Annotated in this window: 16 protein-coding genes and 3 riboswitches; of the genes, 14 read left to right on the forward strand and 2 right to left on the reverse strand. The window is 33.2% G+C overall.

Translation table 11 applies throughout. From position 1 onward, the window contains the following. Nucleotides 1–130: 130 nt before the first annotated feature. The 8 genes from bsdtb5_RS07385 to bsdtb5_RS07420 all read left to right on the forward strand — a co-directional run bounded on the left by bsdtb5_RS07385 (nucleotide 131) and on the right by bsdtb5_RS07420 (nucleotide 13,410). The gene (locus bsdtb5_RS07385) at nucleotides 131–3,580 is read left to right on the forward strand and encodes a polysaccharide deacetylase family protein (RefSeq protein WP_271715390.1); all 3,450 of its coding nucleotides are present in this window, start codon (nucleotides 131–133) and stop codon (nucleotides 3,578–3,580) included. A gap of 65 nt (nucleotides 3,581–3,645) precedes the next feature. Then, nucleotides 3,646–5,520 (forward strand): glycosyltransferase, encoded by a 1,875-nt coding sequence (locus bsdtb5_RS07390; RefSeq protein WP_271715391.1) that lies wholly within the window; start codon nucleotides 3,646–3,648, stop codon nucleotides 5,518–5,520. 35 nt (nucleotides 5,521–5,555) lie between these two features. Continuing rightward, a complete protein-coding gene (locus tag bsdtb5_RS07395) occupies nucleotides 5,556–7,241 on the forward strand; it encodes a polysaccharide deacetylase family protein (RefSeq protein ID WP_271715392.1) in 1,686 nt (561 codons plus the stop codon). A gap of 149 nt (nucleotides 7,242–7,390) precedes the next feature. Then, entirely contained in the window at nucleotides 7,391–8,521 is a 1,131-nt protein-coding gene (locus bsdtb5_RS07400) for a glycoside hydrolase family 18 protein (protein ID WP_271715393.1), read from the forward strand. A gap of 1,237 nt (nucleotides 8,522–9,758) precedes the next feature. Further along, nucleotides 9,759–10,091: a PadR family transcriptional regulator gene (locus bsdtb5_RS07405; protein WP_271715394.1), complete on the forward strand. Its 333-nt coding sequence runs from the start codon at nucleotides 9,759–9,761 to the stop codon at nucleotides 10,089–10,091. A gap of 2 nt (nucleotides 10,092–10,093) precedes the next feature. Continuing rightward, on the forward strand, nucleotides 10,094–11,092 hold the full coding sequence (locus bsdtb5_RS07410; RefSeq protein WP_271715395.1) for a permease prefix domain 1-containing protein: 999 nt from the start codon (nucleotides 10,094–10,096) through the stop codon (nucleotides 11,090–11,092). 73 nt (nucleotides 11,093–11,165) lie between these two features. Beyond that, nucleotides 11,166–11,249: riboswitch (glycine riboswitch) on the forward strand. Between the two features lie 3 nt (nucleotides 11,250–11,252). Further along, nucleotides 11,253–11,317: riboswitch (glycine riboswitch) on the forward strand. Nucleotides 11,318–11,403: 86 nt separating this feature from the next. After that, complete coding sequence (locus tag bsdtb5_RS07415) at nucleotides 11,404–12,036, forward strand: trimeric intracellular cation channel family protein (RefSeq protein WP_271715396.1); 633 nt, start codon at nucleotides 11,404–11,406, stop codon at nucleotides 12,034–12,036. A gap of 198 nt (nucleotides 12,037–12,234) precedes the next feature. Next, nucleotides 12,235–13,410, forward strand: a complete 1,176-nt coding sequence (locus bsdtb5_RS07420; protein WP_271713201.1) for an ISL3 family transposase — start codon at nucleotides 12,235–12,237, stop codon at nucleotides 13,408–13,410. Between the two features lie 272 nt (nucleotides 13,411–13,682). Here bsdtb5_RS07420 and thiT read toward each other — a convergent pair whose 3' ends face one another. Together thiT and bsdtb5_RS07430 are read right to left on the reverse strand one after the other, a co-directional pair. After that, entirely contained in the window at nucleotides 13,683–14,375 is a 693-nt protein-coding gene (gene thiT / locus bsdtb5_RS07425) for an energy-coupled thiamine transporter ThiT (protein ID WP_271715397.1), read from the reverse strand. 31 nt (nucleotides 14,376–14,406) lie between these two features. Then, nucleotides 14,407–14,512, reverse strand: a riboswitch (TPP riboswitch). Nucleotides 14,513–14,687: 175 nt separating this feature from the next. Next, a complete protein-coding gene (locus bsdtb5_RS07430; RefSeq protein ID WP_271715398.1) occupies nucleotides 14,688–15,308 on the reverse strand; it encodes a hypothetical protein in 621 nt (206 codons plus the stop codon). A gap of 211 nt (nucleotides 15,309–15,519) precedes the next feature. On the opposite strand from bsdtb5_RS07430, the gene bsdtb5_RS07435 reads away from it, so the two are divergent. The 6 genes from bsdtb5_RS07435 to bsdtb5_RS07460 all read left to right on the forward strand — a co-directional run bounded on the left by bsdtb5_RS07435 (nucleotide 15,520) and on the right by bsdtb5_RS07460 (nucleotide 26,385). After that, nucleotides 15,520–15,810 carry a putative quinol monooxygenase gene (locus bsdtb5_RS07435; protein ID WP_271715399.1) on the forward strand — a complete coding sequence of 97 codons (291 nt, stop codon included), beginning with the start codon at nucleotides 15,520–15,522 and terminating at the stop codon, nucleotides 15,808–15,810. A gap of 94 nt (nucleotides 15,811–15,904) precedes the next feature. After that, on the forward strand, nucleotides 15,905–17,164 hold the full coding sequence (locus bsdtb5_RS07440) for a glycerol dehydrogenase (RefSeq protein WP_271715400.1): 1,260 nt from the start codon (nucleotides 15,905–15,907) through the stop codon (nucleotides 17,162–17,164). Between the two features lie 219 nt (nucleotides 17,165–17,383). Next, the gene (locus bsdtb5_RS07445) at nucleotides 17,384–19,459 is read left to right on the forward strand and encodes a glycoside hydrolase family 31 protein (RefSeq protein ID WP_271715401.1); all 2,076 of its coding nucleotides are present in this window, start codon (nucleotides 17,384–17,386) and stop codon (nucleotides 19,457–19,459) included. A gap of 194 nt (nucleotides 19,460–19,653) precedes the next feature. Beyond that, a complete protein-coding gene (gene yicI, locus bsdtb5_RS07450; protein WP_271715402.1) occupies nucleotides 19,654–22,002 on the forward strand; it encodes an alpha-xylosidase in 2,349 nt (782 codons plus the stop codon). Nucleotides 22,003–22,367: 365 nt separating this feature from the next. Then, the gene (locus tag bsdtb5_RS07455) at nucleotides 22,368–23,816 is read left to right on the forward strand and encodes an Ig-like domain-containing protein (RefSeq protein WP_271715403.1); all 1,449 of its coding nucleotides are present in this window, start codon (nucleotides 22,368–22,370) and stop codon (nucleotides 23,814–23,816) included. Between the two features lie 373 nt (nucleotides 23,817–24,189). Beyond that, on the forward strand, nucleotides 24,190–26,385 hold the full coding sequence (locus bsdtb5_RS07460) for an alpha-galactosidase (RefSeq protein WP_271715404.1): 2,196 nt from the start codon (nucleotides 24,190–24,192) through the stop codon (nucleotides 26,383–26,385). Nucleotides 26,386–26,559: the final 174 nt, after the last annotated feature.

The raw sequence follows: 26,559 nt of genomic DNA on the forward strand, positions 1-26,559 counted from the left end.
ATCTTCTAATACTTACTCAAAGGCGCATTCGCTTTTTCTGTTTTGTGCAAATTGCCAGGCAAGATTTTGAAACAGGTCATTTGTCGGGCAACTCATTATATAACTCTAGAAAGACACTGAAAGGAAGAACATGAAGAAAGAGAAAAAATTAGTAATAGCCATCGGAGTCATGATTATAGCCCTTCTTATGATAATTCTCACCTTTTCCTTTATTTTAATTAATAGAAATAAAGAAGTACCACTGGGAAAAGAAAATAAATATGATGCTACCAATGAGATTAAGGCTGCACTCAAAAAAATAAAAACTAATGAGCAACAATCAAAGATCATAAAAGATGTTAAGACAGTGGAAAAAGTAGTATCCATTGATTTTACGGGTTTGTCAGATACAAAGACAAATAAACACATCATTCAATTGTTAGACAAATATCATCGAAAAGCCACTTTCCTTATACCAGGTATGCTAGCAGCAGAGGATTCAAATATTGTAAGTGAAATTAATGAAAAAGGGCATAGGATTGGTAGTAATACCTTATCTGGAACGAAAAATATAGAAGATTGGTCTACAGAACAATTAATCAAAGATTTTTGCTTAACAAATGAGATTCTATCTAGGTATACCAAGAAGGTTCCCTCTATATTAGAATGCAATTCGACGAAATATACAAATTCAGTATTAAAGGCTGCCTATGTATCGGGATATCAAAAGGTAGTTGATGGAACAACTTATATAAATTATCAAAGCTTTTCAAGTTATCAAGAAGTACTTGACTATGTGTCATCTATGGACAGAGGTTCTATCATAACAATTAAGATGAAGGGGACACTAGATGAGGGAGAGTATAAAGAGGAAAATGAATCAAATAAGAAAGAGTTAAGGAAGAAAGAATTAAGAAAGAAAGAAACAAATAATGAAGTAAATAAGAAAGAAGCAACAAGTACAAATCAAGTAGAATTTTCGAATGATACAACCACTACGTTAACAGAACAAGAGAGATTGGTTCAAGTCGTAGAGTGGTTACTAAAAGCGTTAGATGAGACAAATTATCAAACAGTGCTAGTAGAAGAGTTAGATAAATATAAAGATAGTGATTTTGATAAAAGTTTTACTACATTAAGAAAAGAAAATCAAGGGAAATTGGCTACCGTATATAAAAAAGTTGCGACAAATAGTAATATTGTATCTTTTTCATTTCGAGGTATAAAGAATGAGAGTGTGTTAGATCATTTATTGGAATATCTAAAAGAGAAAAAGATTAAGGCAACTTTCTTCGTGACTGTGGATGATATGATAGATTATCCTGACAGAATAATGAAGATAATAAGTTATAATCAGGCAATCGGTAATGGCGGGTTGAATGATAAGGATGTAACAAAGATGAGCTTTAATGATATCTGTCTATCTATATATAAATGTGAACGTATTTTAAAAGAACGCTATGGTATTGATACAAATCTATATATGCCACAACTTGGGAAATATAATAATCTAGTAAGAGAAGCAGCGTCTACTCTTGGGTATACCATTGTTACATATAGTAAGAATCCGATAACAAGTAAAGAACAATCCGTCAATCGTATTATGAAATACTATCGTAAAGGTGTAACAAGTGGTGACATTATATATTATCGATTCGATTATTATACGAATATAAATCAGGTGATACAGGCAACATATGAGCAATTAATACAAAAACAATTCTATTGTGTAGATATCAAAACATTACTATTAAAAGGCATCTTAGATCAAAATCGTAGGATAAGAGCTAATCAGGATTCCGTTAGGAAACATGATGATCTTCTAAAAAGTTATGACTATAGAAATAAATCGGAAAATAATGACAATATAAATAATCAAGGGAAAGAAAATCAGAAAAGTAATGATAAAAATGAAAATATAAATGGTGAAAAAGCTTGGCCAACCTTTTCGAAAGAGTATTTATCTAATCTTCGTAAGAAGAATCATGGAAAGGTCAATTTGCCTATTCGTACTGTATACACTACCCAAAAGGCGCTAAGCTATACATTTTATGGAATCAGTAACAAAAAGGTATTAGATAATGTAATGGAAAATCTTAAGAAAATCAATGCAAAAGCTACGTTCTTCGTTACTAAGAATGACTTACTTGAGAATGCTTCATTAGTGAAGAAAATAGCAGCAGGTGGTCATGAAATAGGAATCTGTCTTAGTATATCTGATGGAACTGACTATAATTCTATAACTAGTACAATTCTAGGAATGAAAAAGTTAATTAATCAATATTGCAATCAAAAGCCAGATTTAGTAAGGTACGCATATGAGATTAAGGCATCGAATGAATTGCTTGAAGCAGTAAAAAGTACTGGTTGTAAGTATATAAGTCAGGATATTTCATTGGCTAGTTCTTCATTAAGCAAGAATTCAACGATAGATCAAGTAATGCAGCATGCATTTAATGAAGGAAATATCACAGTTCGAAGAGGGTATATTCTGTATTTTCGAATGGATTATTATAATGATCCTAACCTTATTGGAGATTTAATTCAAACTATTTATAAAACCAGAGTTCAAGTGATTGCTTATCCTGATAATATGAATAAGGAGGATTCTAGTTATCATTTGAAGACACTGCATGAATTATTAAATAGCGAGTATGTCTATACGTATCCTGTGAAGAAAGAAAATATCATAGAAAGTCTGAAAGATTCTATATATAGTGGACACTTAAGTGACATGACAGAGGATGAAAAGTTTCGCTATATTGCAGGAAGATATATTGGGACTCCAAGTATTAATACAATTAAGACATTACCAGGTTTTACAGAGGAAGAGCTATCAAAGCTTGATAAGAGTGGAAGATTCACAGAAGATAAAGTCTTATATCTGACCTTTGATGATTGGGGAAGTGATAAGCCAATTAATCAGATTTTAACCGTGTTAAGCAAATATCAGATAAAAGCCACATTTTTTGTAAGAACTAATTATATTGAACAAAATCCTAATCTTCTTCGATCCATCGCAATTGAGGGACATAATATTGGAAGTCATACTGATATGCATTTGTCATTTGCAACATCGGATACAATTATAGAAGAGGAAGAACCAACTTCAGTCTATTATTCATTAACTCCAAAAGAAGTGGCGGAAAGGAAAAAAGATATCATTAATTCCTATAACAAACTACTAAATATCATTGGAGATGTAGAGATTGACGGTGTTCCTTCGCTCACTAAGATATTACGACCACCAACTCTTGCTATGAGTAAAGAAGGAATGGAAGCAATCCTTGATACTGGATTTACGTATATCGTAAGTGGTGATTTTAGTACTCATGATTATGAAGCAAAAGATGCGAAAGCTTTGGCTGACGAGATTATGAAAGGAATACCATTGAAGAACGGTGTTAGGAAGATTCAAAATGGTAGTATCATAGTTATGCATATGTCGGATGATAAAGTAACTCCAAGAAATAATCTTGATATCACTGCAGAAGCATTGGATCTAGTGATTCCAAAATTATTAGCAGAAGGTTATCATTTTGCAACATTAGGAGAATATTTGACAGATAAGAAAGGTGAGGTGTTCTCTGTAGGTGAATAAACTTAACTTAAGGTAGATAAATAATAGAAACAATGAAGAAAAAATGAGGTAGGAGAAAAATGAGTATGCTATCGAAAAAAAGTACGAATGACAATATAAATACTAAAGATGATATTCTCCTACAACCTAAGGAAGATAGAAGAATTCTTTCGAATGTGCCAGATAAGACAAAAGTTCGTTCCAATACCGACCGTAGGGGATATCAAAGTATAGAAGAAATATCAGAAAATGTAAATGAATTTATCGCAAATAAAAAAGCTGGTATACGTTATCGTGTGAACTATACAGTGGAAGTATCTTATCGTTATAAAGGAGTCAAATATAGGTTGCAATGTCAAGGAATTGATATCTCTACAACTGGTATGTTAATTCGTTTAGAAGAAAATAAACATCTTTTAAGAATGAAAGAATCACAATCAGTTAAGTTAAGATTTGAGATTATTCCTGGTTCTATGCCAGAAGGTTACGAGATGAATGTAAATATGAAGGCACATATTGCTAGAACGGAACAAATAAAAGAGAATGAATCATTATGTGGGCTAGTATTTGAACAGCCATTATCCATTTATTCAGCCAAGAAAAAGGGAAAATATTTATTAGTTATTTCAAGTCTTTTACTATTTATTATTACTTTTTTTATAATATTAATGCGTGCAGAGAGTGTAATCTATTTTGAGTTTAATAAATGGTTGTATTTATATAGTATTATAGCTGCTGGATTTTTGTTAAGTCGGTACTTCTTTGGATTCTTATACCGAGAAGTACCAATTGACGTAGATTATACCCCTGGGGTTAGCATATTAATTCCTTGCTTTAATGAGGAAGAATGGATTCAGAGAACAATCTTAAGTTGCATGAATCAAGATTACCCTATTGATAAATTAGAAGTTATCGTTATTGATGATTGTTCTAGTGATCAATCTGTTAAAAAAATTGATGAGATCGTATCAAAGATACATAAGGAATCGGAACAATTTGATACGAAGAATAGGCTTAAGTGTATTGTACAAGAGAATAATGCAGGAAAGAGAGAAGCTCTTGCAAGAGGAGTGTTGGAAGCGCAACATGATCTTGTAGTCTTTGTTGATTCAGATAGCTTTCTGGATCCTTTTGCAATTAGGCATCTAGTGCAACCTTTTAAAGATCCTAAGATGGGAGGAGTAGCAGGAAGAACAGATGTAGCGAATACTTATACGAATGAACTTACGAAGATGCAGTCAGTAAGATATTATATTGCTTTTCGTATCATGAAAGCGGCAGAAAGTTATTTTGATACGGTTACATGCCTATCTGGGCCACTCGCATGTTATAAAAAAGAGATTATTCTTAAGAACAGAGAAGCATGGCTCAATCAAAAATTTTTGGGACAGAGAGCAACTTTTGGAGATGATAGAGCAATGACTAATTTTGTTCTTAGAAGATATCGGACATGTTATCAAGATTCTGCGGTATGCTCTACAATTGTTCCAAAATCTTATTCTGTATTCTTAAAGCAACAAATGAGATGGAAACGATCTTGGTTAAGAGAATCTTTAATTGCAGGAAAATTTATGTGGAGAAAGGAACCGTTTGCAGCGATTACTTTCTACATGGGGTTATTTGTTCCTATTGCAGCTCCTATCGTTGTTGTATATAACCTAATCTATGTACCAATCATGCATCATATTTTTCCTACAGCATTCTTAGTAGGACTATTGTTAATGGCTTTACTTATGAGTTTTGCTCAGATGTTCTTAAGAAAGAGCTCCACTTGGCTTTTTGGAATATTATTTTGCTTTTATTATGAAGTCGTACTTCTATGGCAGATGCCAATTGCCTGGGTAACCTTCTGGAAATCCACTTGGGGCACAAGATTAACTCCTAGTGATGTTGAAGTATTAGAAAAGAAAGCGAAGAAGCAAAGTAAGAAGAAAAAAAGTGAGAAGGAAGAAAACAGATAGTAAGCCAAAGAAAGCAAAGCATAGAGAGGATTCGTATGGAGTTTTTACTGAAAAAAAAAGAAAGAAGAAAAGTAATACGAACTATATTTGAAGCAGTCATATTAATTGTATTATTTATAGTAACATTTCGAGCGTTGTTCGTATTTAAGCATTATACTCCCTACGACTATAGGGATAAAAAGATAGTTACTGAAGAAGATAATGGATTTATTGCAGTATCTTATCTTGCAGTAGATCGTAATGGATCTCCTTCCATGATTCGTACAGAGCGTTTAGAGGAACATCTGAAAGCCTTAAAGAAGAATGGCTATGTTACGATCACACAGAAAGACATTGAGAATTATTATGATAATAATAAGCCACTTCCAAAGAAGTCATTATTTTTAATGTTTGAAGATGGAAGAAAGGATACTGTAATCTTTGCTCAAAAGATTATGGAGAAATATAATTACATTGGCACAATATTTACGTATGCAGAGAAATTTGCAGAAAAAGATTCGAAGTTCCTTATGCCAAATGATATTAAAAAGCTATTAAAGAATTCTTATTGGGAGCTTGGAAGCAATGGATATCGATTATCCTACATCAATGTATTTGATCGCAATCATAATTATCTTGGAGAATTAAGTTCTAAGGAATTTGTACAGTTGCGTAACCATATTAGTGGAGAGTATAACGAATATTTAATGGACTTTATCCGGGATGAGAATAATATACCGAAGGAAACAAAAGACGAGATGACGAGCCGTATTGCATCGGATTACTCCTTGATGAAAAAGGTATATACAGAGGAATTTGGTGAAGTGCCAGGTGTATATGCAATTATGCATTCGAATACAGGTAGTTTTGGAAGTAATGAGAAAGCAAGTGAAGTGAACGAAGAATGGTTAAAGAAAATATTTAGTATGAATTTTAACAGAGAAGGCAATTCCTATAACAAGGGAAGGAATGATATCTATGATCTTACAAGAGTTCAACCACAAGCTTATTGGTATACAAATCATCTTCTTATGCGTATTGCAGAAGATACGAAAGATAAGTTAAATTTTGTTGTGGGTGATCTTAAGAAAAGCAAAGAATGGAACTTAATAAAGGGTGCTTGCGAATATAATGGAGCAACGATAGCGCTTACTTCCAAGCCCAAAGGAAATGGACTCATTCGATTAAGAAGTGATAAGCTAAGAGATGTTCATCTTACAGTTCAGTTATTAGGAAATAAACTTGGTACACAAGCAATCTATTTACGTGCAGATGAATTATGTAAGAGATACTTATCTGTGAAAGTTCAAAATGATTTTCTAATAATAGAGGAAAATGGTGAAAAGATATTTGAAAAGAATCTAACAAAACTAAATAAGATAAATAATTCAACCATTCAGATGAATGAAGCAGGAAACTATCTAGTTGACGTTACTCTAAAACGAGATTCGATTAATGTAGAAATTAATAATAAGAAAGTAGTAAATGATCTTATAGTCTCAAACCAGTCTTCGGGGGATCTATATCTAGCATCCACTGCATCGAAGTATGGATATAGGCAAAGAAATATAGTTGATGATGTTTATGATGGAGTCTTTCAAGATTTGGTTGTTTATAAGATATCAGAAGAGAATCATAATAAGATTATTTTTGATAATCGATTAAAGGGTCAGGACAAGGTAAAAGAAGAAGTAAAGGATGGATGGGAAAGAGTCGTAAATTGGTTTATTAAGAATTTATAGTTATTTATAGCTTATTAGCGTGAAATAAAATACAATTTCATGCGTTGAATTTAGGCCTGCGAGCAAGTTACAGGTATGGACGTTAATGTGAAATTAAGCGTTTCACATCACTGATTTATATGTCACAGAGGCGACAGATGGGAGCAAGTATGAAGAGTAGAATTGTTATAATCTTATACCTAATTATAGAATTGTTACTAATGACTGGCTGTAGCACTTTAGATAATAAGAATAAAATTATAACCAATGATAGAAGTGGGGCAACATCAGTGAATTCTAAAAAGAATGAATCAGACCCAGCGAAAAAACTTTCTGTCTGGATAACCTATTGGGATTCCAATCATGTTGAAAAGGAACTTGGTATTTTAAAAGATAGAATAGGGACTATCAGCTATTTCGCAGTATATTTTAATGAACACAATGAACCATTTATTAGAGAAGAAACAACAGGCATGCTACAATATGTGAAGCAGACTTACGGAGATTATCAATATCAGAACTATCTTACTTTTGTCAATGATCTTGTAAAATCGGATGGAACTTCGTCGTTAAAAGATACTAATTTGTTAAGAAAATTATTTGCTACCAAAGAATCTAGAAGTAACCATATTGATGAGATTATTCATATGGTAAAAGAAGGTGGATATAGCGGTATAGAAATTGATTATGAAGCAATCAAAAAGGATATCACTCTTTGGAACAGTTATATACAATTTATAAAAGAACTATATCAAAAAGCGAGTGGGGAAAACCTTCCGGTTCGAATAATCTTGGAACCAAATGTAACTTCCGAAGAGATTACATTACCAAAAGGTCCGAAATATATCATGATGTGCTATAATCTGTATGGCTATGGGACAGCAGCAGGACCAAAAGCTAATCCTCAATTTATCAAGGGATTGGTGGAGAAAATGACACATATGATAGGAAAGATATATGAGGATAATAAAAGTGAAGTTAATGCAAATGTGAATAAGAACTGTGAGGATACAATAGGGTTCGCATTGGCAACAGGTGGTTTTGACTTTGCTGATAATGAAAAAGTAACACAACTTACGCAATCTCAAGCGGTTGAATTAATGAACTCGTATGAAACAATATCTAAACGAGATAAAGATAGTCAATGTCAAGTCTTTACTTATAAGGAGAATGGAATAAAGCATGAGGTCTGGTATGCAGATAACACAACAATTAAATCGTGGATGCAAGTAATAGATGAGATGGGTGATTATGAGATAGTGCTGTGGAGATTGGGTAGCAACGTAGATCTTACGCCGTAAATTGTATTTTGGATTATAGTAATGACAAGAGTTGCCCCACAAATGACCTGTTTGGGAGGTTGTCTAGGCGATTTGCACAAAACAGAAAAACTCATGCTTCATTGAATAGGTATAAGAAGATCTAGTTCTCAGATCATTTCATGTAAAACATATGCTAGGTCAGATAACTCGCCTTGCTCAGACAGATCTGTCCTAGCATATAACACGAAATAATCCGAGAACAAAATCTTCTAATGCCTAATCAAAGGCGCAATCGTTTTTTCTGTTTTGTGCAAATTGACAGGCTAGATTTTGAAACAGGTCATTTGTGGGGCAACTCATGACAAGAAGCTGGGGTGATTTTCTGAGAAATATTACTCCAGCTTTGCTATCGAGTGCGTTGAAAAAGGAATAGAAAAAAGAAGTATAAATAAGAAGCAATAAAGATTATGTTATGGTTTTAAGTTAAAGCAAAGTGTATAAAAAACAAAATATGGAAAAATATATATAAGAGAGCTATAATAATTCATAGAAACTAAGGATGGGGATAGTGTAAAACAAAGAGCATTTCACACCCTTGATAGTATGTCGCCAGATGCGACTGATAGGAGCTTTTATGAAGAACGTGATGAAACTTAATATGATAGCTTTTTTTTATGGACTTATATTATTTATTCAAACAGAATTAGCGCTAAATGTATACCGTTTAGAAAGAATTTTTAAGTGGTTTACTTATCGCTTTGATTCAATTCTAATTATTGTGATTTTTTTCATATCAACGATTATCTTTTATGTTATATCTAAGAAATTATGTATAGGTAAAATAAGATATTCACTGTCAATCTTATGGATACCCTATTATATAGTTTTAATATTCTTATTTGCATATTTATTTCCAATAACTTATCCTGGGGATAAACCGGCAGATATATTGGGAATTGTTCTTTTGGGGATCTATTTTATTTATTCATTTTATATTCACATGATTAATATGGTTAGTTTTTATTGGAATAAATGAAGCGTTCTGCGAAGTTACATAGCTTTTGGTTGTATGTCTTTATTAGATAGGTAGATTATAAAATAACAGTTTGAGGTAATTTATAGTAAAAATAGAAAAAATTTAAAAAGTACTTTACCTGTCGTAGTATGTGTGATATAATTACTACGACAGGCGAGGTAACGACAGATAAAGTATGACAGTCATAGTAAAATTAGGAAACAATTTATTTAATATAACGAACGAGAAAGGAATCATATTTTGATAAGTAGTGATGTTATAAGAGGATATAATGATACCATTATTTTATTTTTACTTCTGGAGAAAGAATCTTATGGTTATGAGATATCTAAGGAAATCAAAGAACTTTCGAATGAGAAATATGTTATGAAGGAAACTACACTTTATTCCGCTTTTAGCCGTCTCGAAAAGAATGGGTATATTGTTTCTTTTCGCAAGGAGGAAGAAGAACTATACGGAAAGAAAAGAACATATTATAGAATTACGCAGGCAGGGATTACTTACTATAAGGAAAAATGTGAAGAGTGGAATCTGACGAAGGATGTTATTAATCGATTTATAAAGGAGATGTAGTTATGGAGACAATTAAAAATTATTTAGACAACATGTTTTTAAATTTACCAAAGAATCAAGAAATGCTACGACTGAAAGAAGATATTTTAGTAAATATGGAAGAGAAGTATAGTGAATTAAAAAAGAGTGGAAAGTCAGAAAATGAAGCAATCGGGATAGTAATCTCTGAATTTGGAAACATTGATGAATTACTAAATGAATATCAGATTACAAATCAGGATATGAATACAGTGGATACAAAAGCAGCGGATGTAACATTAACACAAACGGAAGTTGCCCAATATCTTGAGGATAAAAAGAAGAATGCGAGAAGTGTGGCTTTTGGAGTAATCTTATGCATCCTTGGCGCGGCTGTATTAATATTAATCACTCAATTAGGTACAGATATGATTTTTGGTAATACATTAACAGATGATATAGCAGGAACTATTGGAGTGATAACTCTACTAATCTTTGTTGTTGCAGCAGTAGCAATTTTTATCGCATCTGGTGCTAGAATGGAAAGATACAAGTACTTAAAGGATGACTTTTATTTACCATCCGCATTGCAATCAGTGATTGAAGAAGAATATCAGAATTTTTCATATAGATTCACAAAAATAATAATACTAGGAGTATCTATATGCATTCTATCTCCAACAGTTATATTTGTAGGAACGATGTTTGGTGATAGCGGTTCCGTTTATTCAGTGGTATTACTCTTATGTATAATTGCAACTGCAGTATATTTATTCTGTTATTTCGGTGGAATTAGAGAAGGATATAAAGTATTACTTAAATTAGAGGAATATAAAAGAGAAAAATATAAGAAAAAAAGCGATCGAGTAATTGGCGCTGTATCTGCTATCGTTTGGCCAATTGCAGTGTGTATATTTTTAGTCAGTGGTTTAGTATATGAGCAATGGGATATTAACTGGATCGTTTTCCCTATCACAGGTATTCTGTTTGGAATGTTCTGCTCAGCTTATCATATTTTAACAGATAATAGAAAAACATATTAATTTGTGTAATAAGTGTTCCTTGTGTTGACACATCTATGTTTGGTGAATATAATAGAGTAGATGAATATATCGGATGAAGGATTCGGGAGAGACTGATTAATCAGCGCCGAAGGGGAAGACGCAACAAACTCTCAGGCAAAAGGACCGAATTTGGACGAAACTCTGGAAAGCATAGCACCGACGAAGCAATCATGACATGAGAATCTTTCAGGTAAAATAACAGAGGCGTATTGTAACAAGCTTACAGTAGGCTTCTTTTTATTTGCCTATATATAATTGGAGCTTGAATCTTAACAAAGGGGTTAGAATTCATGAATGGAATAACGTTACTTGAATACGTAGGAGTGTTTGCCTTTGCAATATCAGGAGCAAGCATTGCGATGCGAGAGGATTTTGATTTACTTGGTATCTATATTTTGGGAATGGTTACAGCCATGGGTGGTGGAATCATTCGAGATATCGTTACACAACAAGGAATCCCAATATTTTTTACGAGCTATGGAGCGATACTTGTTATTTTCATAGCAACAACTCTTGCTATCTTCTTAAGGGGCAAGTGGGATGACCACATGCTATTTGTCACAGTGGATGCAATAGGGTTAGCTGCATTTGTTGTATCATCCGGTATTAAGGCCATTGACAATCACTATAATCTTGTGTTATTTATCTTTGTAACATCAATTACTGGTGTAGGTGGCGGATTATTAAGGGATATTTTTGCTAGAAGAAAACCGATGATATTTCAGTCTGATATTTATTGTATCGCTGGGATAATCGGTGCTTTAGTATTAAAAGGTGCTTATCCTTTCCTTGGTAAATCACTTTCTGTGTATTTGTCTCTAATTGTTATAGTTACAATACGTATGTTTTGCTATTTAAAAAATATTAATTTGCCTAAAGTAAAACATTTTTCAAGTAAAACAGAAAGCCAAGTTAATTTTTAACAGCAACTTAAACTTCCGTAAAAAATAGACTATCAACCTACGATGAGTAATCGTAAGTATGATGGTTCTATAATAAATGTTGGGGTGTGTTAAAAACACTTCCAACATTTTTGTTTTTATATTAAAATACATCTATATAAAGCCTCTTAACATGCAAACCGACCAAAGTAAACATTTTAAAGGAGGTATTTTATATAGATGCAATCTAATTGTAACAAAAATCTTTTAAATTTAGAAGGTGTAAAATTAAAAAGTGTGCAACACACACTAGAGGGGATTATTATCAAGATTGAAACCAATCCCAAACCTCAAAATTGCCCTTGTTGTGGAGCTGAAACTTCTAAAATACACGATTATCGTTGGCAGAAAATTAAAGACTTACCTTTTCAGTTATCAAATGCTTATTTAATGTTGAGGAAACGAAGATATGTGTGTTCCTGTGGCAAACGTTTTTATGAGAAATATAGCTTTATCGCTAAATATCAGCAACGTACAACACGACTATCCTATAAGATTGTTGAATTGCTTCGTTCAACCAACAGTATTAAATATGTTGCTTCACAAACTAATGTCTCTACGAATACTGTAACACGTATTCTTGACACACTCTCGTATGATAAACCACCTATTCCTCAATGTATTTCAATTGATGAATTTAAAGGGAATGCTGGTAATTCCAAATATCAATGTATTCTGGTAGATGCAAAGAAAAAATGTATTCTTGATGTTTTACCGGATCGTACTCAGTCTCATCTTATTGATTATTTTAAATCTTGCAGTCGGGACGAAAGGTATCGTGTTAAATTTTTTATTTCTGATATGTGGCAACCTTATATTGATCTTGCCAAAACATTCTTTCCTAATGCTACAATCATCGTAGATAAATATCATTACATCCGTCAGGTTTCTTGGGCAATTGAAAGTGTTCGTAAACGTTTACAAGCATCCATGACACCAACTCTTAGAAAGTACTATAAACGAAGTAGAAAACTTATACTGACTCGATATTCTAAATTAAAAGACGAAAACAAAAAAGCCTGTGATTTAATGCTACTATACAGTGATGATTTACGACTAGCTCACAAGTTAAAAGAATGGTTCTATGAAATATGTCAGAGTAACAGCTATACATATCAAAGAACTGAATTTTGGGAATGGGTAAAGAATGCTGAAAGTTCTGGATTACACGAATTTGAAGCTTGTGCAAAAACATATAGACGTTGGTCTGAGTATATACTTAATGCTTTTAAGTATGGATATACAAATGGGCCTACGGAAGGATTTAATAATAAAATCAAAGTACTAAAAAGAAGTTCTTATGGTGTACGTAATTTTGAAAGATTTCGTACACGTATCATTCACAGTTCTATGTAAAAAAATGGTCGGTTTTCAAGAGGCTTATTTGTCATGCAAAAAAACATCTATTATAGAACCTAGTCATAAAAATAGCTCTATTGTCAATGTTAGTGCGGGTGCAATGCACCTCGCACCCCAACACTTGACAAAGAGCCAGTATGATAGTCTATTTTAATATAATATAAATAATATAGTTAAATTCAATCAAGTATTCAATTGGAATCAAGTATTCTAATTATGTATATAAAATTTATATTCAGTTATTTATTGAATAATATTATTTATCATTATTACATGTTATAGTTTGCGGTCGCTAATTTCTTAACATATAATAATCCAGTTAATACAGGTGGAAGACTAATTAATACGACTGTAGCAATTGCCTCTGGAACAATATAAGTAGCATTATAGCTTAGTGTATATAACATTGGATTCATACCTTTAGGTGCATAGGAACTAAAGAATACATAGCCTGAGATCACATGGCATACATATCTTCCGAATACTCCAAGTAAATAGCCTTTTAATAAACCAAACTTTGATTTATAGAATAGACCTGCTAGACCTAAACAGCCAAATGCCAAAGGATAATCTAATAGTATCTGCATTGGATGGTATAAATATGGATCAATCAGAAATTGTAAAAGACCATATGCCATGCCGGTTAATAATCCAATTTTGGGACCATATAGATAACCTATATAGCAGATGAAGAACATGCTAAAAAATGTGATGGAACCTCCGAAAGGTAAGTGACCGAACTTGATAAATGAGGTTACGGTTGCTAATGCCATTCCAGTAGATGCGAATATTAACTGTTTGGTACTTAATTTCTTGCCTGATCCACTTATAATAGAGATTACAATTAAAAGCAATAGAATCAATAGAATAACAGAGCCATAACCTAATGTAGTCAAGTCATAGCTGGTCTCACCATCTTTCACTGACGATAAGACAAATAAATCAAATAACTTTTGAAACATAAAAAAACCTCCTTAGACTAATGCGTAGGAGGGGCCACAAAAAATGCTTCCTTACGCTGGTATTAACCAGATCAAGTGTTGAGGGACAGTGTCATATAAATAACACTTCTCAGCCGTGGGCGCCCCTAGCAAATAATTATTTACTATTTATTTTACGCATTAAATATAGCAATTTATGTGAATAAAGTCAAGGAAAATATTAAAAGATGATTAAGAATTATAAAAAAATAATAAAAAATGCAAATGATTGATAAATCGACTATTCTTATCAATCACTTGCATTTTAGAAAGAATCTTAATTAAAAAATATGTCTACTTAAGAATATCGCTTCTTAATTTGCTTGTATTCTTATATGGTTTAACATATTGGTATTGGGTCTTATTGAATTTTGTTCCATCAAAAATAGGATACTTGGAATTCAAATATTTATAGTATTCAGTTTTTGTTACTTGTTTGGCATTGATTGTAAAATCAGCTTGTGCTACTTGATAAAATATGTCACAACCATCTTTTGGAATAATATAATTACTTTCTTTATCAATATCTAGAGTTGTAAAACCAATTAGAGTATCGCCTTGAGTATATCTTACTTGATAATGTTTTGTTTTTTTGTTGTAGTAGATATCATAGGTATTCGCTCCAATTCCGCCTGTTTCAAATAGCTTACCATCGATGTAGGAATAGACATCTATATGTCCGCCTTTTGTACTCATTGTATTACTTTTTCCTAAGGTTTCTGTGTAAAGTAGTTCTGGAACCTTATCTGAATTAAGGTCTACTAAAGTAAAATAAGCATTACTACTTTGGCCTTTAAGCCATGTACTGTATGCCTTCTTGGCAAGATCTGCTTTGGAAGCTGCCATTGTATTAACACTTGTTATTGTTGAAAATAAAATCACGCAAGATAAAGCTATAGTTAATTTTTTCTTCATATGTACTCCTCCTAAATATATATATTAAATAGTACCAAATTGATTATTTTATGTCAAATAAAAGTACTAAAAAATACTATATTAATAAATGGTTCGCTCGACAAATGACCTAAGGGTTAAAATAATTGTAGTATATAAAAAATAAATGTTCGAAAGTAGAAAGGAATGCTATACTTATAATAAAAATATAATAGGTGAACAAGGAGAAGGTATGATTATTAAGAATGTAACTTTTTATATAAAAGCAGAACAGGTAGTTGAATTTATAGATGCTACCATAGAAAATCAACGAAATTCTCGTATGGAAGAAGGCGTAGTTTTATTTGAATTTATACAATCGGAGGAAGAATCTAATAAATTTATGCTGATTGAGGGCTACGAAATGACCAAAGCCATGGAAGATCATTTAGAAACTACACATTTTAAAAAGTGGATAAATACAGTTGAACCATGGTTTCTTAACCCAAGAACTAAGGAAATGTATCATAGTATAGAAGTATAGAAATATTTTAGTGCTTTTCTTGATTGTAGAATGAGAGCCATATTAAATATAATCCTTACAGATGGAATGGATGTAAAAAGAGGAGAGAATTTATATGATAGAACAGTTAAAAGCACCAGGAAAGTATATGCAAGGTACTGGTATTATGAAGGATTTAGCGAAACATGTTGTGACATATGGTAGAAAAGCTTTGTATTTACTTGCAGATAGGGATGTTGATCTTATCAAGGAGCGTATTGATCGAAGTTATCAATGTTACCAGAGCTATCAAAGCGACCAAGGGTATCAAAGTTACCACAGGAATCAAAGCTACCAGAGGTATCTTGGAGAAAATGAGAGTTCCTTAATTAATAATGGAAATAAAGATGAGATAGTACATGATACATATTGTTATGAAATGTTTAAAGGAGAATGTGACAATGAGGAGATATCACGGATTGTAGATATTGTGAAGAAACAGGGAATTGAGGTAATCGTTGGTATTGGTAGTGGAAAGTTACATGATACTACAAAAGCAGTAGGCTTCTATGCGAATATTCCTGTTGCCATTGTTCCAACAATTGTTGCATCAGATGCTCCTTGCAGTAGCATGTCAGTGATTAACACCAAGGAGGGATGCTTTGATCATTATTTATATTTAAAGCATAATCCAGACCTTGTATTCGTGGACATTGATTTTATCATTCAGGCGCCAGCTAGATTGTTAGTTGCAGGGATGGGAGATGCATTATCTACTTACTTTGAGGCAAGAGCTTGTCAGCAATCAAACTGTCTATTGCCAAATGGTTCTAAATCAAGTGATGTAGCTTATTATTTGTCTAAGTTATGTCTTGAGTCGCTGTATCAATACGGAGTACAAGCAAAAGAGGATGTAATAAATCATATAAGTTCCATAGCGGTTGAGAAGATAGTGGAAGCAAATACATTATTAAGTGGAGTTGGTTTTGAAAGTGGGGGACTTGCAGCGGCACATGCAATTAATGATGGTATGTCACGAATCGAATCTTGCAATCACAGATTACATGGTGAAAAAGTCGCCTTTGCAACATTAGTACAGTTAGTATTAGAACGTGAATATGAAAAGTGTAGTACTAGCGATAGGAATAAAAATGTAGATAGTAAGAGTCATAGTCAAAAGGAAATTGAAGAAGTGTTAGAATTTTGTGTACAAGTGGGATTGCCAGTTACATTAGAAGAAATGGGGTTAACATCTGGTGATAGAGATACTTTACAGCGAATTGCAGAATATAGTTTATTAGACAATGAACCAATGCATCATATGGGATTCATCGTGACGGAAGATATGATAATACAAGCGATGCTAGAGGTGGATTGTATAGGTAAGGGTAAATAATGTGTAAACTTATATGAATTAGTAATATTAAGGGAACGATGATAAACGGTAGTTTACAGTTCCTTTTTTAAAATTAATTAGTTTAATAACAAAACGAAATAATATATGACAACAAGTGAGTGGAATAATACATTGTTGAGAACATGAATCTTTTGTAGAATAACAAATAGAAACTGGTAATTACGTAATTGCCAATTAATATGGAGAGGAGTACTTAACATGCTATTTAGTAAAGAGAAGAATCGTCTCGTATGTAAAAATGGATGTGAGACTATATGGATTGAAAGTTGGGGCGACAATTCATTGAGAGTTCGTATGACTGCGGATAGTCAGATGGATACAAATGATTGGGCTTTAACTATAGAACAAAAAGAATGCAATCCTAAGATAACAATAGAGGAAATTGAAGTAGTAGAGCCTTGGTATAAAGGTGAAGAGAGAGAAAGTCATAAGCAAAAGTTTAACATTGCAAGTATAACCAATGGCAAGATTACAGCGAAAGTAAATTTTGAAGGATGGATATCCTTTGAAAATGAAAAAGGTGAAGTGATATTAGAAGAATACTGGAGAAATCGTATTCGTATCGACCGTTATGCAGTACCAATTAATGTTCCAGCAAGAGAATTAAAGGCAGTACCTGGAATGAGTGATTATCGTCTTTCTTTGAGATTTGAAGCATACGAAGGAGAGCAGATCTTTGGTATGGGTCAATATCAAGAAGGTAATTTGGATAAGAAAGGTGCTACCTTAGAATTAGCACAAAGAAATACACAAGCAAGTGTACCATTTTTCGTTTCTAGTAGAGGATATGGCTTCCTTTGGAATAATCCTGCCATTGGTAATGTGTCCTTTGGCACGAACAAGACAGAGTGGAAGGTAGAAAGTACGAAGAAACTTGATTATTTTATCACAGTGGAAGATACACCAGATAAGATTATCAAACAATATGCAAAAGCTACAGGTACTGTTCCAATGATGCCAGAGTATGGAATGGGATTCTGGCAATGTAAATTAAGATATCGAAACCAAGAAGAATTATTACATGTAGTGCGTGAACATAAGAGAAGAGGTCTACCTATGGACGTTGTCGTTATTGACTTCTTCCATTGGACTAAACAAGGTGACTTCAAATTCGACCCAGTTGATTGGCCGAATCCAGAAGAGATGATTCGCGAGTTAAAAGAACTTGGTGTAGAACTAATGGTGTCAGTATGGCCAACCGTAGATTCTCGTTCTGAGAATTATGGAAAGATGGCAGAACAAGGCTATCTATTAAAATATGATCGTGGTGTATCAATCACGATGAACTGGATGGGTGAGACTTCGTTCTTTGACGCTACACATCCAGGAGCAAGAGAATATGTATGGGAAAGATGTAAAGAAAATTACTTTGATAAAGGAGTAAATATCTTCTGGTTAGATGAAGCTGAACCAGAGTATGGTCCATATGACTTTGATATTTACCGTTATTATCAGGGATCTGCACTACAAGTAAGCAATATCTATCCAGCTATGTATGCGAAAGCTTTCTATGATGGCATGGTGAAAGAAGGAATGGACAAAGTTCTTAACTTGGTTCGTTGTGCGTGGGCTGGTAGCCAACGCTATGGAGCATTGGTATGGTCAGGGGATGTATATTCATCCTTCCGTGCAATGAGAGAACAATTACAAGCAGGCTTAAATATGGGTATCGCAGGTATTCCATGGTGGACAACAGATATCGGCGGTTTCTTAGGTGGAGATATTCATGATGATAACTTCAAAGAATTATTAGTTCGTTGGTTTGAATGGGGAGTATTCTGTCCTGTATTCCGTCTTCACGGAGAAAGACCTCCTTTCTATCCATTAGAGGAAGAATTCCGTGATGGAACTAGAATGTTTTCATCAGGACAAGATAATGAAGTCTGGAGTTTTGGCGAAGAAATATATGAGATTTTTAAGAAATACCTATTCTTAAGAGAAAAATTAAGACCATATATTAGAAACCTAATGAAAGAAGCACACGAAAATGGAGCACCAGTAATGAGAACAATGTTTTATGAGTTCCCAGAAGATGATACTTGCTGGAAGTTAACCAATCAATATATGTTTGGTTCAGAGCTTTTAGTAGCTCCTATTATGGAAGAAAAAGTACATGAAAGAGAAGTGTATTTACCTAAGGGTATAAAATGGGTTGAATCCGCCACTAGAAAAGTATATGAAGGTGGTCAAACAATTAAAGTGGATGCACCAATTGATATGATACCAATCTTTATCAAAGAAGGATCTGATGTTGAAGTATATGGTGAAAACTAAACTTTAGTTTACATCCTTAATTATTAGTGATATATTTTCGAGCCACTAATTTAGTGGGTATTTTATCTATAATTATGTGGATACCATTTTTCGATATTACCATATATAATTTAGTTATTAAACTAAATGGTTATGATGCTAGTTATAATTTCAAAAATATAAGATTAACATGATATTTGAAAGGAGATTTCACAATGAAATTTAGTAATGGATGTTGGTTACAAAAAGAAGGAGTAGAATGTTTTACACCTGCTGAGGTATATTCATTCAAAAAAGATGATAAATCAGTTACAATATGTGCGCCAACACATAAAATCAATCATAGAGGAGATACTTTAGGCGGACCAAACTTAACAATTAAAGTATCTGCACCTGCAGAAGAGGTACTTCGTGTACAGACTTTCCACTACATGGGAGTGGTTGATCACGGACCTAACTTTGAATTAACAATTGATGACAATGCAAAATTAACAGTAGAAGAAACAGAAGAAGCATTAGTTCTTAAAAGTGGTACATTAAGCTTAACAATCAATAAGAACAACGCGCAGATGACTTTCAGACGTGGTAATGAAGTGTTAACTTCAAGTAAACACCGCGATCTAGCATACATGAAGGCAGATTATAAAGGTCTTGCTTATGAAGTAAACAACAGTGATGCATACATGAGAGAACAATTAAGCTTATCCGTAGGTGAATTAATCTATGGTTTAGGTGAAAGATTTACTCCATTCATCAAAAATGGTCAAACAGTAGATATCTGGAACGAAGATGGTGGTACATCAACAGAATTATCATACAAGAACATTCCTTTCTACTTATCTAATAAAGGATACGGCGTATTTGTAAATAGCCCTGATAAAGTATCTTTCGAAGTAAGTACTGAAATGGTTAAGAAAGTAGAATTCTCTGTACCAGGCGAAAGCTTAGATTATTTCTTCTTTAACGGACCAACAATGAAAGATGCTATCGCAAGATATACAGATTTAACTGGTAAACCAGCACTTCCAGCGCCTTGGACATTCGGTTTATGGTTATCAACATCATTTACAACTAACTATGATGAAAAAACTGTAACAAGCTTCGTAGATGGAATGGCAGATAGAGATGTTCCACTAAGTGTATTCCACTTTGACTGTTTCTGGATGAAAGGTTTTGCATGGTCTGACTTTGTATGGGATGGCGAAGTATTCCCAGATCCAAAGGGTATGTTAGCGCGTCTTCATGAAAAAGGATTAAAGATTTGCGTATGGATTAACTCATATATCGGTCAAGAATCTGTTCTTTTCGAAGAAGGCATGGAAAAAGGATATTTCTTAAAGAGAACAAACGGAGATGTATGGCAATGGGATATGTGGCAACCAGGAATGGCTTTAGTAGATTTCACTAACCCAGCTGCATACAAATGGTTCCAAGATAAATTAGAAGTATTAGTAGATATGGGTGTAGATTGCTTTAAGACTGACTTCGGCGAAAGAATCCCAACAGAAGAAATTGCTTGGTTTGATGGAGCAGATCCAGTTAAGATGCATAACTACTATACATACCTTTATAATAAATGTGTATATGAATTATTGGAAAGAAAAAGAGGAAAAGGCAACGCTGTATTATTCGCAAGAAGTGCTACAGTTGGTGGTCAAAAATTCCCTGTACATTGGGGCGGTGACTGCTGGTCAGATTTCGAATCAATGTCTGAATCACTAAGAGGTGGTTTATCACTTACTATGTCAGGATTCGGTTTCTGGTCACATGATATCGGTGGATTTGAAGATACTTCAACTCCAGACGTATATAAGAGATGGGTTGCATTCGGTTTAATGTCATCTCACTCAAGATTACATGGAAGTACTTCTTACCGTGTACCTTGGGCTTATGATGAAGAATCCGTAGAAGTAGCAAGATTCTTTACCAAATTAAAAGCTTCTCTAATGCCTTACTTATACCGTAATGCAATTGAAACTTCAATTACTGGTATCCCAACTATGAGAAGTATGGTATTAGAATTCCAAGAAGATTTAACAGCTCGTTACTTAGATCGTCAATATATGTTTGGTGATAGCTTATTAGTAGCTCCAATCTTTAATCCAGAAGGAATGGCTGAATTCTACTTACCAGAAGGAACTTGGACGAACTTCTTAACAGGAGAAAAAGTTGTAGGTGGAAAATGGTATACTGAACATCACGGATATTTAAGCATTCCATGTTTCGCTAGAGAAAATTCTATCATTGCTGTTGGTGAAGTAGATAACAAACCAGAATACGATTACGCAAACAACGTAACACTTAAAGTATTCGAATTAGTAGATGGTAAAGAAGCTTCAACAAGCGTATACAATATGGCTGCTGAAAAAGAATTAACAGCTACAGCACTTAAATCTGGAAAAGAGATTAAGTTCACTGTAGATGCAGTTAAACCATACAAATTATTCTTAAATGGAGTATTTGATGTTGCTACTGTTAATGGAGCAGAAGTAACTGTATGTGAAAAAGGTACGACTTTAATTCCAGCTGCTGGAGTAAAAGAAATCGTTGTAACTTTAAAATAATGAGATCTATGCGGTAATCAGGTTAGATACTCTAACTATTCGGTATAGAAATGAAAAGGGTCATGCTCAAAAAGGATATATTTGGAGTATGACTCTTTTCTATTACAGTTCAGTCTATGATAATGTTAGGCTTAATTGTAACCATTTACAATAGTAAAAATATGAAAAAAGTTGATTATATATGTATCTTGTGATACTATAAAAAGGTATATATTAATTAAGTAATATTACGAGAATACATAAATGGTGAGTCGATTCGTCTAATAACAATCTGTAGTTTAATTCTGATTTTCATACTGATTTCAATTGAAACCAATGCGAATTAAGGTATTCAGGATTGTCTCGTGTATTATAGGAGGGAAAGTATGAATAAGGGAAGAAAGAATCATTTATTAAAAGCAATAGTATCATGTTTCGTTATAATTACCATGCTAATGGGTAATATTTCTGTTGTTTCAGCAAGTACAAATAAGACTGGCAGTAAGAATACGAATTTAAAAGTTGCAAAAGTTTTAGCAAAGAAGAAAAATCCAACCGATATCAAATTAAACTATTCGGACTTAACACTTAAAGTAGGAGAATCAAAGCAATTAAAAGTAACACTTTCGCCTAAGAAAAACGTTAATACGAAAGTAAAGTATGTTAGTGATGATAGTGATTTAATATCAGTATCTAGTAGTGGAGTAGTAAAAGGGTTATCAGAAGGAACATGTCATATTGTAGTATCAACTGTGAATGGTTTGATAGCGGAATGTGCAGTGAATGTAATATCAGCGGATTCTACAACTTCTAATGATAGTAATTCAAGCGGTACTACGGGTTCTGATGTTAGTGTGACAGGGATTACAATGTCATCAACTGCAACAGTTCCATTAGGAGGAACTTATGTATTAACACCAACCATTTCACCTTCGAATGCAACGAATAAGACAATAACATATAGTTTAAGCAATGATTATATAAGTATTACAAGTAATGGTGTTATAACTGGATTGAAATATGGTCAAACAATTGTAATTGCGAAATCCAATAACGGGATAACTGCAATATGCGTAGTAACTGTTAGTGGTACAGCCACTTCAACTACAACTACTGATCTAACAAGCATATATTTAAGCTCATCAGAAGTCTCGATTGGACTTTATGCTCAATATGCAATTAAGCCTGTCTTATATCCAAGCACTGCAATTACAAATATTACATACATTAGTAGTGATAAAAATGTAGCATCTGTGGATTCCAATGGTGTTGTAACAGGGTTATCTAAGGGTACAGCAATTATATATGTACTATCAAGTAATCAAAAGTCAGCTAGTTGCATTATTCATGTAACGGATCAGAATCAGGAAGTTACGAATATTCAATTTGCTCAAGCAAATGTAACGGTTAACGTGAACAATACAGTACAACTGACTACCTATAGTATTCCATCGAATGCGACAAATACAAGTATTTCATATATTTCAACAGATCCGACAGTTGCAACCGTGTCTAGTTCTGGTTTAGTTACTGGTATCAAGGCAGGAACAACTAAGATTATAGCATCAACAAGCAATGGCAAATATGCGGAATGTACGGTAACAGTATCAGGCGGAAATATTAGTTCAGTATCAAATGGAACAATAATAATAAATGGATATCCAATCTCAATGGGAGATACAGCTGACACACTAATAACTAAGCTTGGTACACCTGTTCAGACAGATAGTTCAAGTTATGGATTTCAATATTTTATTTACCGAAATAGTACAAATGGTATCATTTTGATAGCAATCTATAATGGTAAAGTTGCAGGCTTTGTTCAGCCATCATAGTGTGAAAAATGAGATTGTAAAGATATACGATATAGGGATTAATTAACCCATCTTGAGTTAGAGTGAAGATATATCCACATTAATAAAAAGATTAATAAGATCATAAAATATAGATAGAATAAATAAAGGTAAATAGGGATAACTTATAATTTAGTAGGTTATCTCTATTTTTCATTATAAGAATCTCTGATTATAAAAGATGTTATATTTACATGTAAGTAATAATTAGTAATATGTCGAATTAAGTAGTTTTATAAGGTTCATATTGCAAAACGTTCATTCATTTAGTACAATTTGTTTATAGGAGTTAATTCTATGAATAAAAGTTTTATAAATTATTGTAACCGATTACATTAGTATGGAGGAGTGTTTTATGGGGATTACATTCGATAGTAATACAAAAAGTTATATATTACAAGCAAAGTCTAGTACTTATATAATTAAAATACTAAAAGATAAGTATTTAGCACATATATATTGGGGTAAAAAGATAGTTAATCCATCATCTGATAGTATTTATCAGAAGGCTTCTAGGTGTTCTTTTTCACCTAATCCTGATGAAGATGATACATTCACATTAGATACGATGCTTAGTGAATATCCAGCGTATGGTAACACGGATCTAAGAATGCCAGCTTATCAGGTGAAACTGAATAATGGTACAAGAATTACAGATTTATCATATGATTCATATGAGATTACAAAGGGAAAGCCAGGGTTGAAAGGGCTTCCTGCAGTATATACAGAAAATGATAGTGAAGCTAGTACTCTATCTATTACTTTAACAGATTCACTAATTGGATTAAAAGTTATACTATCTTACACTGTATTTGATGAATATGATGTAGTGATACGACAAGCAAGATTCGTAAATGAGGGAAGTGACAATCTAACAATACTTAGAGCACTTAGTATGAGTGTTGACTTTGATCATTATGATTTCGATATGATACATCTGTCCGGAAGTTGGACTAGAGAACGTCATATTGTAAAGAGGCCACTTGTGACAGGGACTCAATCCATTGAAAGTAGAAGAGGTGCAAGTGGACATTCAGAAAATCCATTTATTGCGTTATCTAGTAAAAATGCAACAGAAAATGCAGGAGAAGTTTATGGTTTTAGTTTTGTGTATAGTGGTAATTTCTTAGCAAGCGTTGAGGTTGACCAATATGGTACAACAAGGGTAGCTATGGGAATTAATCCATTTGACTTTGAATGGGAATTAAAAACTCAAGATGAATTTCAAACACCAGAAGTAGTTATGGCATATTCAAGTAATGGATATGGTGAGATGTCTAGAAATTATCATCACTTATATCGAAACAGACTTGCAAGAGGCCAGTATAAAAATAAGGTGAGACCAATTGTAATTAATAACTGGGAAGCTACTTATTTTGACTTTGATGCAGATAAGATAAAAGAAATTGCAAAAGAAGCAAGTGCTTTAGGCATTGAAATGATGGTATTAGACGATGGATGGTTTGGTGAGAGAAATAGTGATAATTCTTCGCTTGGAGATTGGTATGTAAATAAAGAAAAACTTCCAGACGGAATTGGACAGTTGGCTAAAGATGTGAAAGCATATGGAATGCAATTTGGTTTATGGTTTGAGCCAGAGATGATATCACCGAATAGTGATCTATACCGCGCTCATCCAGACTGGTGCCTTCATGTACCAGATAGACATCGTTCTACAGGTAGAAATCAATTAATACTTGATTATTCTAGAAAAGAAGTTCGTGATGCAATCGTTGAAATGTTATCCGAGATACTATCCACAGCAGACATCTCATATGTGAAATGGGATATGAATCGTAATATGACAGAGATTGGTTCAGCTATGCTAGAAGCTAAGAATCAAATGGAGACAGCACATCGCTATATTTTAGGATTATATGAAGTATTAGAGACAATTACAAGCAGATTCCCAGATGTATTATTTGAAAGCTGTGCAGGTGGTGGTGGAAGATTTGATCCAGGTATGCTTTATTATATGCCACAGAACTGGACAAGTGATGATACGGATGCAGCGGAACGATTAAAGATTCAATACGGTACGAGCTTGGTATATCCATCAAGTGTAATGACTGCCCATGTATCTGCAGTTCCAAATCATCAGACAGGTAGAATCACGCCGTTTGAATTTCGTGGGCATGTTGCTATGGCAGGTAACTTCGGCTATGAACTTGATGTTACTAAAATGAGTAATGAAGAAAAAGAGTTAGTAAAAGAACAAGTTAGACTCTATAAGGAAATCAGAGAAATTGTTCAATATGGTGAATTTTACAGATTGCTAAATCCATTTGATGGTCAATTCACTGCATGGAACTTTGTATCGGATAATAAAAAGGAAGCGGTTCTTTTCTTTTATAAAGTTCAAGGAACACCAAATGCACCTTTATATCGTTTTAAACTTGATGGTTTGGATAATGACTTACAATATAAGATTGAAGAATTAGATAATATATTAAGTGGAGAACAATTAATGAATTATGGAGTTAACGTTCCAATGGAATTAGGATTTGGTGATTATAGAAGCTTTATGTATCGATTAAAAGCTATCGACTAATAATTCAATAGCATGATGATGTCCGACAAATGACCTGTTTTGGAGGTGGTCTAGGCAATTTGCACAAAACAGAAAAACTCATGCTTCATTGAATATGTATAAGAAGATCTAGTTCTCAGTTCATTTTGTGTAAAACATATGCTAGGACAGATAACTCGCTACGCTCAGACAGAT

The sequence above is a fragment of the Anaeromicropila herbilytica genome (assembly GCF_016591975.1).
In the GTDB taxonomy this organism is placed as follows: Bacteria; Bacillota; Clostridia; order Lachnospirales; family Lachnospiraceae; genus Anaeromicropila; species Anaeromicropila herbilytica.

Coding starts and splice junctions, on each gene's coding strand:
- bsdtb5_RS07435 (WP_271715399.1), top strand. CDS start 15,520: ATGATTATTAAGAATGTAACTTTTTATATAAAAGCAGAACAGGTAGTT.
- bsdtb5_RS07445 (WP_271715401.1), top strand. CDS start 17,384: ATGCTATTTAGTAAAGAGAAGAATCGTCTCGTATGTAAAAATGGATGT.
- bsdtb5_RS07440 (WP_271715400.1), top strand. CDS start 15,905: ATGATAGAACAGTTAAAAGCACCAGGAAAGTATATGCAAGGTACTGGT.
- bsdtb5_RS07400 (WP_271715393.1), top strand. CDS start 7,391: ATGAAGAGTAGAATTGTTATAATCTTATACCTAATTATAGAATTGTTA.
- bsdtb5_RS07430 (WP_271715398.1), bottom strand. CDS start 15,308: ATGAAGAAAAAATTAACTATAGCTTTATCTTGCGTGATTTTATTTTCA.
- bsdtb5_RS07420 (WP_271713201.1), top strand. CDS start 12,235: ATGCAATCTAATTGTAACAAAAATCTTTTAAATTTAGAAGGTGTAAAA.
- bsdtb5_RS07395 (WP_271715392.1), top strand. CDS start 5,556: ATGGAGTTTTTACTGAAAAAAAAAGAAAGAAGAAAAGTAATACGAACT.
- bsdtb5_RS07410 (WP_271715395.1), top strand. CDS start 10,094: ATGGAGACAATTAAAAATTATTTAGACAACATGTTTTTAAATTTACCA.
- bsdtb5_RS07455 (WP_271715403.1), top strand. CDS start 22,368: ATGAATAAGGGAAGAAAGAATCATTTATTAAAAGCAATAGTATCATGT.
- bsdtb5_RS07415 (WP_271715396.1), top strand. CDS start 11,404: ATGAATGGAATAACGTTACTTGAATACGTAGGAGTGTTTGCCTTTGCA.
- yicI (WP_271715402.1), top strand. CDS start 19,654: ATGAAATTTAGTAATGGATGTTGGTTACAAAAAGAAGGAGTAGAATGT.
- thiT (WP_271715397.1), bottom strand. CDS start 14,375: ATGTTTCAAAAGTTATTTGATTTATTTGTCTTATCGTCAGTGAAAGAT.
- bsdtb5_RS07385 (WP_271715390.1), top strand. CDS start 131: ATGAAGAAAGAGAAAAAATTAGTAATAGCCATCGGAGTCATGATTATA.
- bsdtb5_RS07460 (WP_271715404.1), top strand. CDS start 24,190: ATGGGGATTACATTCGATAGTAATACAAAAAGTTATATATTACAAGCA.
- bsdtb5_RS07390 (WP_271715391.1), top strand. CDS start 3,646: ATGCTATCGAAAAAAAGTACGAATGACAATATAAATACTAAAGATGAT.